The organism is Terribacillus saccharophilus, assembly GCF_002272075.1.
In the GTDB taxonomy this organism is placed as follows: Bacteria; Bacillota; Bacilli; order Bacillales; family Amphibacillaceae; genus Terribacillus; species Terribacillus saccharophilus_A.
In genome coordinates this window covers 154,622-168,549 of the sequence record NZ_NPBJ01000003.1, presented here as the reverse complement: position 1 = coordinate 168,549, position 13,928 = coordinate 154,622, and the positions used below count along the sequence as shown (strand labels likewise).

Sequence of the window (13,928 nt, the reverse complement as noted above, 5' to 3'; positions counted from 1 at the left end):
TAGTTCATGGATTGTATTACCAGTAAACATGTTAAGCTGTACGCTGAGATTCAGGAAAGCACTCACTTAATCCTGATGTAAATAAAATGCTAAAAGGGTATTCTGAATCATCTCTCCTTTTTTCTCATCATCAATCATTTCATGATTATCACCTATTGCATTGATCTCCCAGCCCTCCGTAGAGATGCCTGCAAGCCTAGATTCTGTGTTTCTGTCCTTAGATCCTGTAACATCTTCTAGATCAAAACTCTGCATCTCATCAAACGTTTGCATGTAATCATCCCGTTCTCGATTAGCGTGGCAGCTAAAGCAGCGACCGATGTCTTCCTCGTAATCCAACGACCTGTCGCCATTGAATTCCTGGTATAGCCAATCGCCGTTTTGTGGGGTATCAGGAGGGTTCTGGTCGCCCCAGCCAGTGCGCTTTTCCATCACGAAGATTTCAGAAAGCTCGTCATCATTATAAATCTCGTAAGTGATAACGGCGCCACTCGGTACCTGCTGGCCATCTTGGACCGCTTCAATCACTTCTCGGCTCGTGTAGATTTCCCCTCTCATACTCCCACGATTCACAGTAGTGTAGAGCACACCTTCTTTGTAGTTCTCAGGGAACTTGACAAGTTCACGATCGTACTCAGATGGCGACTGTTGGGACACTTCATTTGTGTCATTGTTGCTGTTACAAGCAGTAAGAGTGAGGGACATTGCCAATGCAAGGGACGGAAATAATATTTTTTTCATATTGTTTTCCTCCTAAAATTTTTCGTATTTGTATTGCTAACTCCATCTTCAGAACAGTCCTCATGTGAGCTTCAAGGGATAAGAGTGCCAACTATTCCAAGCCATAGTGCGAAAAACAGGCCAGATTCCCGAAAGTTTAGATCATATTTAATCAAGTGCCGTAGTCATTAGCCCTTCCCCTCTTTTTTTCGGCATTACGCCCTGACTTTATATTATTGCATCAAGCTGAACGCATCCGCAAAGCAGTAATAGTCCGGATATTGTTCCTCAAGCATGTTGCACAATGTCCATTCTTTTTCGAATAAAAAAAGCTTTGTACCCAGACGTTCGGGTCGTGAGTGAAACGGTAACGGATCCTGTGCCGGCTCTGAGCTCGGAATAACATAGGGAGAGGGAATCCGATGATGTAAAAACATAAGGCGAAAAAAGAGATAAAAACGAATTGTCTCACTGTCTCCTATAATGTTTCCTATGCCATCCGTACCGTCCAATTTTCATAACTATTTGTCCATCAGGTGTTATCTATGATAAAAAATATATTTAAACTATCTGATGACAAAATATAAACAATTTCTAAATAAAGAAAAACTTTTTGGCAAATAAAACGTGATTACCCCCTTTACGATTACCGACGCTTTAAAAGTGGACTTATACATTCCCTGTTGCATGGGACTTTTATGGGGAAAACAGGGCATACATACAACAGGTATACCGAGAATTTAAAATGCACGCTGTTACACTTGTGAATAAGGAATATGTCTTAACAAGAGGTGACCAGGTTGCTTGGAGTTCGGAAGAAAACTCAGGTGGTAGTGGGTAAAGCAACTGATGTGAAATTCATTGAGGAATAAAATTGAAGTATCCACTTAAATGCCTTCTAAAATTGGCGGAGATATCACAAGCAGGCTATTTCAAGTGGCGTCAAAAGTCAACATCGAGTCTTAGAAGAACAGCTACTGAAGGGCCATTTAGGACCATACACCATATAACCCCTACTTCGGCTACTTATTTATGACAGTAGTCCTTGAGATGTGAAGGGATGCATATCAACCATAAACGTGTGGACCGGTTCATTAAAAAGCTTGGTATTCTTGTCATCCATTCCAGACGCGGAAACTGCTTTGAAAATACCTATATCGAATCGATTTTTTTTAACAGAAAAGATCTTACTAACCAATCTGTAAACGGTCTCTGAACTGAAGCGGGCCACTTACGAATATATTTCGTTCAGACATCCATTCACGCTTTCAGAAAAAACTAAGCGACCGTTCCCCGGTAAAATACCGAGAATCGGTCGTAGTATAGGGATGTCGTTTAAATCGAGTCTACTTGACAGGGTTATGACCACGAAACATGGGATTTCTTGATTCTCTAAACGTCTTCCACACATTCTGGGTTACAGGTTTAATCGATAACCGGCCCCCCAGACAGTTTCAATCATCCTCGATTTGGAGGGATCTTCCTCAATTTTTTCCCGGATACGATTGATATGAACTGTAACGGTAGCACTGTCACCGATATAATCATGTCCCCATATCTTAACAAAAAGCTCTTCTTTGGAGAAAACAATATTCGGATTCATGGCAAGGAATTTTAGCAGTTCAAACTCCCGGTTAGGAAATTTTATTTCTTGTCCGTCACGGTATACCTTCCAACTGCGGGTCAATATTTTCAAGTTGCCAATTTGGATTGCGCTTTCTTCTGCAGTTCGAGAGGATTTATTGGTAAGACGATTATAGCGGCTCAAATGAGATTTGACCCTGGCTACCAGTTCCGCAGGATCGAAAGGCTTTGCAATATAGTCATCTGCTCCCAAGCCAAGGCCGCGGATTTTATCAATGGATTCCGTTTTGGCGGTCACCATCAGAATTGGAATTTCAGTCTGATCGCGAATTTCACGACAAATATCATATCCGCTGCAACCAGGAAGCATAAGATCTAGAATCAAAAGGTCATAGCTGCCATCCAAGACTTTTTTCACTACCTTGCTGCCATCTGCCACAATTTTCGTTTCAAATCCACTGATCTCCAGGTAATCCTTTTCCAGCATCGCGATTTCTGCATCGTCCTCAGCAATCAATATTTTCGTCATACACTACCTCCTTTCGCTGAGGGTAAAGTCATAGTAAATTTCAACCCCTGATTGTTTTCAGCGATAACAGTTCCACCTTGTGCCTCAATAATATATTTCACGATATACAATCCGAGACCGTTTCCATCGCTGTTTTTGCTGTTTCTTGATTCATCACCGCGGTAAAATTGTTCGAAAAGGTGCGGAAGCTTCTCCGGCGATACGCCGTTTCCGTTATCCGCAAAGTTAAGCACTTGATATTCGTTTTCCCGCGAAACCTTCAAGGAGAGCTCTAACGGCTCTACTCTTGCATATTTCAGTGCATTCTCCACTAGATTGGCCAGAACCTGCCTTATTTGCTCCTTGTCAATCCTGACCGGATGAATACCGTCAGATATCTCGACGCGGATGGAAGCATTCTTATGCTTCAAATCATCCTGAATATCGAGAACAAATTTCTGCGCGAATTTGCCGAGGTCTGTTTCTACTGGAAAGAACGGCAGATTACCAGTTTCTAGCTTAGAAAAATAGAATAATCTTTGCAGCAGCACGTCCATATCAGAGGCTTTTTTGTAGGCAATGGAGAGATATTGTGCTTGTTTTTCCGCCGTGTTGGCAATGCCGTCCTGCAATCCTTTAATATATCCTTTTACAGAAGTGAGCGGCGTTCTCAAATCGTGGGAAATTCCGGTAATCATGTCGGTACGTGCCTTTTCATAGGTAGCGTTTTTATCCTGTTCTTCTTTAAGATGGAACTGCATCTGGTTGAAGGAGGCACATACAATTTCAAATTCGTCGTTACCTGTATAGATGATTGGAGTTGATAAATCACCTTCTTCAATGCGTTTTGCACTTTCGGTCAATTGATGAATCGGTGTCATGATGTGCTTGACAAGACGCTTGGTAAGCAGCTGACTAATGAGAATAAGGACAGCAATGGAGGCAAGTCCCACAAGCAGGAAGATGATCAGGAATTTTTCAAAATAGCTCCGATCTACGCCAAATAATTTGTTATGAATGCTGTAATTAACTGCAACTACAGCATAGGTTTCATTTCCGACTGGGATGAGTTGTCCAATCGTTGTCACGCCATCTCCAAAGAACACGTTTTGCTGATCAGCACTCAATTTGAGCGTTTTCAGAAAGGATTTTATATCATCTTCAGGGTGTCGTATATTACAGTAAATCAATGAATCGCCTTCTGAGACACACAGTCGATAGTTATATTCTGCCAGAGAAAGACTAAGCGCCGACCAATCCAGAACGTCTCCTTGATTTTTCTTCAAAATAGTTTCAACCTTTAAAATGTTAGAGTCAAGTTGATTATTTTTGTTGACTGTTTCATGGTACATATTAATCATGCCACTCCCAATGGCAAGCAATACTACTAATGACAGCAGTACCATCAATGTATTAGAAATAAATATTCGCTTTTCCAGTTTCATATCAGCACCCTCTAATTAATCTAAAGCTAATATTAGCAGTAAATTGTAAACTTCTAAAGGGGATAACCTAAACAAATGCTAAAGTCTGTCGAGTAAGTCCCATTGCATTAAGGCCTTTTCTACGAATACCACGAAGGTTTACGGCTGTAAAGCTCAGCCGTTTAAAATGAAATACATACAAACAAAAGAAACTAAATAAACTCTGTCCGAATATGTAGAGCTAACAAACATAACCTAAAAAGAAATGGTGTCTTACCAAGCTGGGTGTTAAATAAAATAGACATTAATTTATATATATCAATAATACCGTAGAAATACTTTGAGATTGAGGGGAATAATAAAGATGTAGACACTGATCAAGAATTACTATGTTTTTTTATATGCAATATTCTCTTATATGAAATAAGCAGCCTACCAGTTTTGTTTTAGGCAGACTGCTAAGGTGATTTACAGATAAGGTCCATTTGCTAATGAAGCTAAATTAATCACTAGCGCTAGTACATATAGAAATTATGATTGGAAAAGCAATTATTCATTTTTAGCTTGTTCCCTTATTTGTCTTATCGCATCATTAAAACCATCTGGAGTTCCACTGGATCCAGCTAAACGTCCGACCTCCACCTCTCCTATATCTTTACCAATAACAACTGCAGGTACTGCTTCTGCAAAGCGTTGCTGGAGTTCAAGAGAAGTCTCATTAGTAGCATGCGGTGTCACTTCAACCTCTGTAATGATATTTCTTTCAAGAGATACATCTACTGTGATGGAGGAAGGAAGGCCTCCGTATTCACCTGTTGCTGAATAACTTCCGTCTTTATATTCGAGTTCAGACTCGTTTTCTCTTGTTCTTTCTGAAGTTCTAACATTAGAATCTGAAGAAGAATCAGAACGATCCGGTTCCAAATTAGATGCCCGGCAAGCAGAGGTAATAAGAAGAGATAATGAGAGACCTGTGATAGATATTGCTCTTAGAATGGGACTTAGATTTGTCATGCTATGAACCTCCATACTTATTATTCAGTGAAAATGTCACCTTCAAAGTTATCTGAAATCTCCACCGTACCATCTGCAAACATACGAACATAAGATAAGGTGAAATCCTTTGCCAGTTTATAACCTGTCTCAAAGAATAATGCTGTTGCTAACCCATCAGCAATCATACAATTGTTAGCTACAACCCATGTTGCTATCACATTCTTAACAGGGGTACCTGTCCTTGCATGAAGAATGTGATGTAAGCCATCTCCCCAGGCACGTCTATTAATAGCAGACGCACAAATGGCTTGGTTGCTTAAACGTATAACACCTACTACTTTATTTGGATGAAGGGGATGTTCAAGGCCAATTGCTACATTATCCTTTCCTACATGACGAATATCACCGCTTCCATCAACAATGAAATCTATAAATCCCTCCTCTAAAAGAATTTCTGATACTATATCCACCAGATATCCTTTTCCGGCAGCTCCTACATCAATAACTAACGGTTTTTTCGTGACAATTGATGTAGCCTCCCGATCAATGTCAGTCAACCATGAAGGTTTTTCCTGATTAAGAACAGTTGCTTTTTTAGGAAGGAAGGTATATTCCTTATCATATCCCAATAATTCTAAATCCCGACCCACTAGTGGATCAACTGCCCCATCAGTCAGTGTACAGAGTTCCTCATAGAATTTAAAAAGTTTGACGGAATCATTTGGAAAATCAAACCTTCCTCCTTCTTGAGATTGAGCGATCTGTGAAACAAGTGAATCATGGCGAAATCGGGAATATGTTTGGTCATATAGTTCGATTCTATTAAGAATCTTGTTCTTTAGTCGATTTTTTAATGGATTAGAAGTCTCGATCTCCCAGTGAGTTCCAATAGCTTTAAATGTGAATCGACTACTATTTCCAGATTGGATTGAACTATTCTCTGAATACATCACTAATGTCCCACCTCTATTTATGAAATTGAAGAAAGGCAAATTGTCTCTTTTATTATTGTGTTTTAATTTTTCTTCAAACGACTAAGAGAGATCGCAATTATAGCAGCCAAAAGTGCTGAAGTAGCACTGATCCAAGTAATTGACATAATGGACGTCCCACCAACAATGATTCCACCCACCGCAGCACCTGCTGCAAAGCCAAGCTGTACAGATGAGCTATTTAAACTTAGTACAATACTAGATGCCTCAGGGACTAAGGAAACTAAATTGAAATTTTGAGTTGATCCAAACATCCAACAAGCTACTTCCCACAACATTAATAGTACTACTGCAGAAACTACCCATTCAGATCCGACTGAAAGTAATGCCAGTGCCACAGCTTGGATAACCATAGAACCGATAAGTGTACGGTTAACACCGATACGGTCTGCGAGTAAGCCCCCTGATTTCGATCCAATTACACTGGCAATCCCCATTGCGAAAAGGATTGCACTTATACTTGTGCCAGTCGATGTGATAGCGTTCAAATAAGGAGTTATATACGTATCAACAACCGAAAAGCCAAGGAAGACAAAGAAAGTTATGGATAATGTTAGTGCTACTCGTGGATTTTTCAAGAGAGACAACCGTTTACTTAAAGATATCGAACTTCCTCCCTCGAATGCCGGAATTGTTTTTGCAACAACTATAAGTGCAATAACACTAAACACACCGATTATCCAAAAGATTGCTTTCCAGTCGTAAGATGCTGAAATAATACGACCAATTGGTACACCGAAAACAAGAGAGGAGCTAAACCCCATAGCTATATTCGCCATTGCAGCACCTTGCTTTCCTGGTGATGCTAACTTTGCGGCAATGTCATATGCTGTAACAATAAACATTCCAGTTCCTATTCCCAGTATTACTCGTGCTACCATTAATAGAGCAAATCCGGGAAGTACAAGTGTAAAAATGATTCCAATAACTACTACAGAAAGGGCAAGCAGTAATTGTTTCTGTTGATTGAGCTTTGAAATAGCTATCATTACTATAGGTGTTCCTATTGCGTTACCAAGGGCAAAAACAGTAATTAACTGTCCCGCTGTAGCAACAGAAACACCTACTGAATCAGAAATTTTATCAAGCATACCAACTATTCCAAATTGTGATGTTCCAATGAAAAAACTGATTATCATCAGCATATATATTTTCCAAGTATTATTCATGATGATTTGTCTACTCCTTTTCTCTAAACAACTGAAAAATATTGTTATAATCTTATTATGCCCGTTATTATTAAAGTGAGTTATCCAAATCATCTCAAATGATTGCCTAATTCTCTTATGGTATAAGTACAATATTATTTGTTGCTAAACTGAACAGCTAGATATTAATTAATCGTCGTACAAGCTCTTCTATTTAAAACAAGAATAGCTACTCAAAAGATTAGCTATTCTTGTTTTATTAATTAATGAAGTAAACTACATCCGACACTTCAAATTAATACTATCGGCTTAAGTAAGGTCTTTGCACATTTTTCTATCATGAGCTAAAATTACTGTCATTAATATATATTAATATCATGTTCCTCAAAAGGAACTGAGAACTAATAGATAGCAATTAGTAAAAATAAAGCTTCGCTATCTCTTAAACTAGTTTAATAAAAGCTTGGTTTTGTATATTCTGTTCCAGGTTCACCCAACCCTAAACTGGCTCGATGGTATTCTGCACGATTATTGAATAAATCAGTGATGAATTGAGAAACAGCTTGACGAGTAATTTGAGCCTCGACAAAAGGTTCTCCTTTATGGGTGATATGAACACGCGTGTTACCTTCTTCATTATAAAGCCAAGTTATTCGAAGAATTATATAATCAAGATTGCTTGCTTCAATAATGTCAGCAGCTTTACGATATGGAGATGTCCACATAATTCCAGTATTGGCTCGATACCAATCCTGAAAATTACCAGTAATCTCTTGATACAAGTCAGGAACACTAGCTGCAATAAAGCGTTTAATACCGCTTTCTTCCAATATCTTAACTAATGGACTGATAAGGTCGTCTTTAGCAACAAAGCTAAGATATACTGCATCCACATCAACAAGGTAATTTGTGATCTTGTCAAATTCTTCAAATTCACCATCAACTAATGATACACGATCACTGACTGTATCTGCCAAACGCGAAGTGACATTTCGCCCATATAATACTAAATCAAAATTAGTTTGAGTTAATAAATCAGCAGTTACCATTCTGCCGATTTGCCCAGCGGCCCCTAAAATCATTACTTTCATATACATTTCCTCCTATTAATTGAATTTAATTTAATTGGCTTGTTATAAATCCTAAAAGAGCAGGTATATAAGTGATTTTATTAAAGAATTGATTTTCTTAAGAAGAAAAAAATCAATCGCATGAAATTAATGTTCTAAATGAACAAATTCATGCGATTAATATTCTAAAATATATGAATTTCTCTTATAAACCTAATTTAGTTTCGGCAAGCATTTTAATCATGTTTGGGTCAGCGTGTGAGAAGAACTGGCTTTCTCCAATATTTAAGGTCGCAATAGCTGCTTTGTCTTCATCCGTTAATCTGAAGTCAAACACATCAATATTTTCTGCCATGCGTTCTGGATTTGTCGTTTTTGCTAGGACTACAACTTCTTGTTCAACGAGCCAACGTAAAATGACTTGCGCAACTGACTTATTATATTTCTTACCTATTTCACTAAGAATTTCATTTTGAAAGATCTCATTTTTACCTTCTGCGAAAGGAGCCCATGCTTCAGGACGAATTCCTTGTGCTTTTAATGCTTCAATAGCTTCTGTTTGTTGGTTGAATGGGTTAATCTCAATTTGGTTGATAGCTGGAGTTACTTTGTTGAATAAGGATAAATCCACTGCACGGTCAACTGCAAAATTTGAAATGCCAATGGCTCGTATTTTTCCTTCTTTTTGGAGTTCTTCCATCGCACTCCATGCACCATAAATATCATTATAAGGCTGGTGGATAAGTAATAAGTCAACATAGTCTAAGCCAAGGCGATTAAGTGAACCTTGAAAAGAATTCATTACGCCATCATACGATACATTTTCTATCCATATCTTCGTTGTAATAAAAAGCTCTTCTCGAGCAACACTTGATTTCTTGATACCTAATCCGACTTCTGTTTCATTCATGTAAGCTTGTGCAGTATCAATATGACGGTATCCAGCTTTAATAGCATCAATCACAACTTGTTCTGTTTTTTCTGGAGGAATTTGGAATACCCCAAAACCTAAGATTGGAATTTCAACACCATTATTAACTTGTACTGTTTTCATTTTTTCTTCCTCCTACTGGTTAATTATATGATTAAGTCACTATAAACTTTGAGCTTCGTGGGAATATAATTATTTATCTTTCATTTTTCTCTAAATGGTCTACCAATATGCTGTTAAACGAGGTCTTTTTGCAGGAAATAATAATAATCTCTTCACTAGTTTAAAGCATATTTGTTATTAATAATTTATTTTTGTATAAGACATCGATGCTAATTTAAATATATCTCTTTTTTTAGTATATACCTCGGTAACTACAAAAGGATTGGTTACTTCTTTACCGTCAACAATAGCTATCAGTTTTATTTTATTTAACAAAACCACCGTTGATTCCATCTCATGAATTGTACTTTTCTGAAAATCAATCTCTTTATAAACAATGCCTCTTTCATTTATAATGTTTATTTCCTCATCACGTGATAGTGTAACTCCCATATGAACAAACCTAGCATGTTGATGAACTAAATCAACTAATACATCTACGTTTTCTTTTTGAAAGGCATCCCAAATTCTATTAGATACTTCTAATACTTTTTCTATTTTCCCTCATCTCCTTTTAAAAGTTATAGTATTAATATCTGACTGCTTCGCTTGACTGGTAGGTCGAATAAGTATTTCATTTATAGCTACATCAGATGGTTAATATTATCTTACCTATTATTATTAATGCGGTAATCATCTTAAGGCGCCATAAATCTATCTCAAAACGCCACTTTTTTTAATTTAGTGAAATGGCGGTACCATAGAGTTAGAACTTAAATGTTCTGTTCTCCAATTAGAGGGTGTTTCACCTTCCCAATGGCGAAAAGCACGATAAAACGAATTTAATTCTTCATATCCAAGTAAAAATGCTACTTCTTTAATATCCAGTGAAGGATCTACCAAATAATCTCGAGCCATCTCATGCCGAGTTTCTGCTAGTAAATCTTTAAAATTTGTTCCAGCCCCGGTAAGTCGACGTTGCAAGGTACGTTCACTTATAGATAATTCACCCGCAACCTTATTAATGTCAGGACGACCGCTGGATAGGTTATGTTTCAATATCGATTTGACTGTCTCAGTTATTGAATTTCGTCGCTGCTGCTCATCTAAGGATAGATCAAGGGCTGGAGTTAGAATTTCTAGCAGCTCAGCATTATAGGAGTCAAATAGTCGGTCTAAGTCACTTAATTTTAATGTCATTTTATTTTGTTGTGATCCATATCTAACTTCACAACCAAAGTAATCTTCAAGGATGTGTTTCTTACCCATGGAGTCTGAAAACTCTACATAGTGAGCCGTCAAAGGCTGACCTGTACCTAGTCTTCCGATTTCAAGTAAGGTTGCCATTATTACACCAGCAAGCATTGGGGGTTCACTAAACTCCGAATATAACCATTCAAGCTCAATCGTACATATCTCGCCTTCTTCGGAAATAATTATACGTTCAGGTGAGCATAATTGTTTGTACCTTGCCATTCTATTTAATGCTTCTCGATAACTACGAGCATGGTATGCAGCTAAAATAGAAGGTGGTAATTGAGTAGTTTTAACGTCTGTAGCTATTGAGAGGATACCAGTAGCAGGATCCTCGATCAGATCTAAAACTGCTTGCCAGATTGCAAAATACTGGTCAGTAGTTACTATAACCGGTTCAGATAGAATATTGACTGGCAGTTTTGCTCTATGAATTAGCTCATGTTCTTTAATCCCTATCTTAGGTAAATCTCTCCAAAAAGAAGTTGGTATTTTTATACGATCATTAGATTGGGCTGCCACTTTAGGAACTCCTTTATCTGAAGTATTTTTTTCATTGTTTTATAAGAATAGCTGAAATATGTCCTACAGTAACTATCATAAAATGACAATAAACTAGCCAAAAACGCCATCGACCAATCAAGATGGATAGATACTTTCAAGGTATTTATCCTTAACCTAATCATCAGTCTAAGTTTCAAGCATTATTCAATGCCATTTTAATTATTATTCTCTTAATTACGATAGTAAACGAAAGACACTCATGAAGAGTGTCTTTTTTGATTTACTTCTTTAAATTAGGGACTAGAAGAAATTTCGATTCGTCTAATAAGCCACTAAAATCGTGATTTATTATCTCTACTAATTTAAATTCTTTATTTTCATACTCGAACTTTAAAATACAACAATTGCCAATTCTTTCGTGTTGCATAACCGAACTTGTATGTTCCCAATATCTCATAAAGTTCCTACAAGTGGCTCCATGAGATACAGCTAAAACAACCTCATTATCTCCTTCCATTATTTCTTGACATGTTGTAGCAACCCTTTTTTGGACATCCTTTTGATCTTCCCCGCCATATTTTACAAAGAAATCCCCATAAGGAAGTGGTGGATTTAAATCTTCACTTTCCCCTTCAAAAGTTCCAAAGTTCCATTCTTTTAATCCTTTTAATCTTGTATAAGACATATCAGTTACAATCTCTAAGGTATCACTTGCTCTTTCGGATGTAGAACTGTAGGCATGGTCAAAGATAATATTTTGCTTTTTAAAATAACTAGCTGCTATCTCTGCTTGCTTTATTCCTATTTCCGTTAGTGGTGAATCACACCAGCCTTGGATCTTCCTTCTATGATTAAATAACGTTTGTCCGTGTCTCATAAGATATAAAGTCTTTTTCATTTGTATCCCCCTCATCGGATATCAAAACAGAAAATATTGAAGCTCTTCACCTGAATTCAATGCCACATCTTAAAGGAAGTACATTTATGCAATTAATAGAGACAGGAGATATCAGGAACTTATGCTTAATTATCCACGTAAAAAAGATGGTCTACCTTATAGCATTATTATCCGCACGTTTCGCATAATCTGAACCGGCCGAATATTTGCAAACAGGAACTATAATTCAAATTCACGTAATCTAAGTTTATATACAAATTGTGCATCAGCTTCATCAGATCCTTCTACAAGAATTTGATACTGATCGTAAGGTTTTATATCTAGATTAACAATTTCCATTATAGAGTCAGGATGATTTGTTACATGTATTGCTTGCCCGTGATATTTCAAAACTACACTCGAGGATAATTGAGCTGCATTACTTACTAAAACTGTAGCAAAACGAGCTAACCCTAAATTATGCCCGAATAAGAAATTCATTTCAGTCATACTTCCCACCTCATCTGTGTAATATTTTGTTCTGTTCAATCAGATATTTCTTTCATACTACATATTATCCCTTATATCCACCAACCGTGAGTACCTAATCGTGGCTCATTCTTGCCTAATCCTCTCTTTTCACATGCACTATCTAGCTGTGAGAGCTCATACTTTGTGACATCGATTTGTGTGTGCAGAACAAAGGTGAACATGTTATTAGAATCATACAAGCAATTGGAAATAAGAAAATTGAGACTACTTTCATATATATGGAGTGATATGTTGCTCGAAAATTTAATTAATCTGGTAATGCAATTCGAATTTGAGATATTGTAAATAAATAATATAGACAGTAAGAACAATAAATCCCAAAAATAAAAAGCACCCATCTTATTGGATGCCTCCACCTTTTATTAATTCAGCTACTACCTTTGCAGCAATATTTTCTAATCGATCCAGTCCCGCATCTTTCATTTTCTTTGCAACTGATTTACTTTTTTCTTCACTGTCTTAATACGGATTAATATCTAACTTCTTCTCTATATACCTTATTCCTGGTGGAGTTAGGCTAACGGTATGGTAAACAACTAGAGGGTATGTAGTAGTTTTAGTTCGGTGAACTTTAATATTAGAAATTAATTCTGCATCATAAAGCTTACTTAATGCAAAGTTGAAGTGTGCATCGTCTAGTCCCAATAATTCGGGTGTAAGAAGGTAGTTTTCTTTAAGTCTAGTTCCCTCATTGCATTAACGGCAGTTATCTCTCCAGACTTCCAACGTTTATATACGTGCCTAAATTCTTCTGTCGTTTCTATTCTTGATCTTCCAAACTTTACACAGTTTTGTAGTGCAACGTCTACTCCTTCACACTGCCTTTTTCTTATTCGATCACGTTCCTCTTGGGCCATCCAGGAAAGTATTAATACCAAATCTGCAATGAAGGTTCCTATACTGTCTTTGTATTGTGTGGTGTCTAATAAGGGCATATCAAGTACAACGATATCTGCTTGAATATTTTTTGTGATGTCATTCCACTCTTGTAGAATTTTTTCCTCATTTCTTCCAAACTAGTCCCGGGAATGGATATACAAAATATCGCCTTTTCTGATGATCCGTTTTAGCAATTGGTAGTTAACTCGGTTAAAATCCTTCCCAATTTGTTTATCGATGAAGATATCTCGTTCATCCAAGCCTTGGCTCTTCATTGATTCCATCTGCAGAGCCCAATAAAGAATACACAGTAAGATTCCTCGCCATTGACACTCCAGCTATGACACCTACTACATCAGCAACTACATATCCACGCCGTTTAGATTA

General features: G+C 37.2%; 12 protein-coding genes and 1 pseudogene. All 13 read right to left on the bottom strand.

Annotation, left to right across the window (positions count from 1 at the left end; translation table 11 throughout):
• Positions 1–66 precede the first annotated feature (66 nt).
• The 13 genes and pseudogenes from CHH48_RS01540 to CHH48_RS01475 all read right to left on the bottom strand — a co-directional run bounded on the left by CHH48_RS01540 (position 67) and on the right by CHH48_RS01475 (position 13,825).
• Positions 67–741, bottom strand: a complete 675-nt coding sequence (locus CHH48_RS01540) for a cytochrome P460 family protein (RefSeq protein ID WP_095217594.1) — start codon at positions 739–741, stop codon at positions 67–69.
• Positions 742–2,137: 1,396 nt separating this feature from the next.
• On the bottom strand, positions 2,138–2,833 hold the full coding sequence (locus CHH48_RS01535) for a response regulator transcription factor (RefSeq protein ID WP_095217593.1): 696 nt from the start codon (positions 2,831–2,833) through the stop codon (positions 2,138–2,140).
• Positions 2,830–4,257 (bottom strand): HAMP domain-containing sensor histidine kinase, encoded by a 1,428-nt coding sequence (locus tag CHH48_RS01530; RefSeq protein WP_095217592.1) that lies wholly within the window; start codon positions 4,255–4,257, stop codon positions 2,830–2,832. The genes CHH48_RS01535 and CHH48_RS01530 overlap by 4 nt, the downstream gene beginning before the upstream one ends.
• Before the next feature lie 528 nt (positions 4,258–4,785).
• Positions 4,786–5,250 carry an FMN-binding protein gene (locus CHH48_RS19670; protein WP_217903010.1) on the bottom strand — a complete coding sequence of 155 codons (465 nt, stop codon included), beginning with the start codon at positions 5,248–5,250 and terminating at the stop codon, positions 4,786–4,788.
• A gap of 20 nt (positions 5,251–5,270) precedes the next feature.
• Positions 5,271–6,182, bottom strand: a complete 912-nt coding sequence (locus CHH48_RS01520; protein ID WP_095217591.1) for an FAD:protein FMN transferase — start codon at positions 6,180–6,182, stop codon at positions 5,271–5,273.
• A gap of 65 nt (positions 6,183–6,247) precedes the next feature.
• Positions 6,248–7,393 (bottom strand): MFS transporter, encoded by a 1,146-nt coding sequence (locus tag CHH48_RS01515; protein WP_095217590.1) that lies wholly within the window; start codon positions 7,391–7,393, stop codon positions 6,248–6,250.
• A 431-nt stretch (positions 7,394–7,824) separates the two neighbouring features.
• Positions 7,825–8,463, bottom strand: coding sequence for an NAD(P)H-binding protein (locus CHH48_RS01510; RefSeq protein ID WP_095217589.1), 639 nt, complete (start codon positions 8,461–8,463; stop codon positions 7,825–7,827).
• Positions 8,464–8,647: 184 nt separating this feature from the next.
• On the bottom strand, positions 8,648–9,496 hold the full coding sequence (locus CHH48_RS01505) for an aldo/keto reductase (RefSeq protein WP_095217588.1): 849 nt from the start codon (positions 9,494–9,496) through the stop codon (positions 8,648–8,650).
• A 177-nt stretch (positions 9,497–9,673) separates the two neighbouring features.
• A complete protein-coding gene (locus CHH48_RS01500) occupies positions 9,674–10,033 on the bottom strand; it encodes a nuclear transport factor 2 family protein (RefSeq protein WP_095217587.1) in 360 nt (119 codons plus the stop codon).
• 183 nt (positions 10,034–10,216) lie between these two features.
• On the bottom strand, positions 10,217–11,251 hold the full coding sequence (locus CHH48_RS01495) for an AraC family transcriptional regulator (protein ID WP_095217586.1): 1,035 nt from the start codon (positions 11,249–11,251) through the stop codon (positions 10,217–10,219).
• A gap of 262 nt (positions 11,252–11,513) precedes the next feature.
• A complete protein-coding gene (locus tag CHH48_RS01490; RefSeq protein WP_095217585.1) occupies positions 11,514–12,131 on the bottom strand; it encodes a histidine phosphatase family protein in 618 nt (205 codons plus the stop codon).
• Positions 12,132–12,350: 219 nt separating this feature from the next.
• Positions 12,351–12,620 carry an HPr family phosphocarrier protein gene (locus CHH48_RS01485; RefSeq protein WP_095217584.1) on the bottom strand — a complete coding sequence of 90 codons (270 nt, stop codon included), beginning with the start codon at positions 12,618–12,620 and terminating at the stop codon, positions 12,351–12,353.
• A gap of 677 nt (positions 12,621–13,297) precedes the next feature.
• Positions 13,298–13,825: pseudogene (locus CHH48_RS01475) on the bottom strand (recombinase family protein).
• Between the last annotated feature and the right edge of the window lie 103 nt (positions 13,826–13,928).

Excerpts from the sequence above, each read along its gene's own strand:
- CHH48_RS01490 (WP_095217585.1), bottom strand. The coding sequence starts at position 12,131 with ATGAAAAAGACTTTATATCTTATGAGACACGGACAAACGTTATTTAAT.
- CHH48_RS01530 (WP_095217592.1), bottom strand. The coding sequence starts at position 4,257 with ATGAAACTGGAAAAGCGAATATTTATTTCTAATACATTGATGGTACTG.
- CHH48_RS01535 (WP_095217593.1), bottom strand. The coding sequence starts at position 2,833 with ATGACGAAAATATTGATTGCTGAGGACGATGCAGAAATCGCGATGCTG.
- CHH48_RS19670 (WP_217903010.1), bottom strand. The coding sequence starts at position 5,250 with ATGACAAATCTAAGTCCCATTCTAAGAGCAATATCTATCACAGGTCTC.
- CHH48_RS01520 (WP_095217591.1), bottom strand. The coding sequence starts at position 6,182 with ATGTATTCAGAGAATAGTTCAATCCAATCTGGAAATAGTAGTCGATTC.
- CHH48_RS01485 (WP_095217584.1), bottom strand. The coding sequence starts at position 12,620 with ATGACTGAAATGAATTTCTTATTCGGGCATAATTTAGGGTTAGCTCGT.
- CHH48_RS01510 (WP_095217589.1), bottom strand. The coding sequence starts at position 8,463 with ATGAAAGTAATGATTTTAGGGGCCGCTGGGCAAATCGGCAGAATGGTA.
- CHH48_RS01505 (WP_095217588.1), bottom strand. The coding sequence starts at position 9,496 with ATGAAAACAGTACAAGTTAATAATGGTGTTGAAATTCCAATCTTAGGT.
- CHH48_RS01515 (WP_095217590.1), bottom strand. The coding sequence starts at position 7,393 with ATGAATAATACTTGGAAAATATATATGCTGATGATAATCAGTTTTTTC.
- CHH48_RS01540 (WP_095217594.1), bottom strand. The coding sequence starts at position 741 with ATGAAAAAAATATTATTTCCGTCCCTTGCATTGGCAATGTCCCTCACT.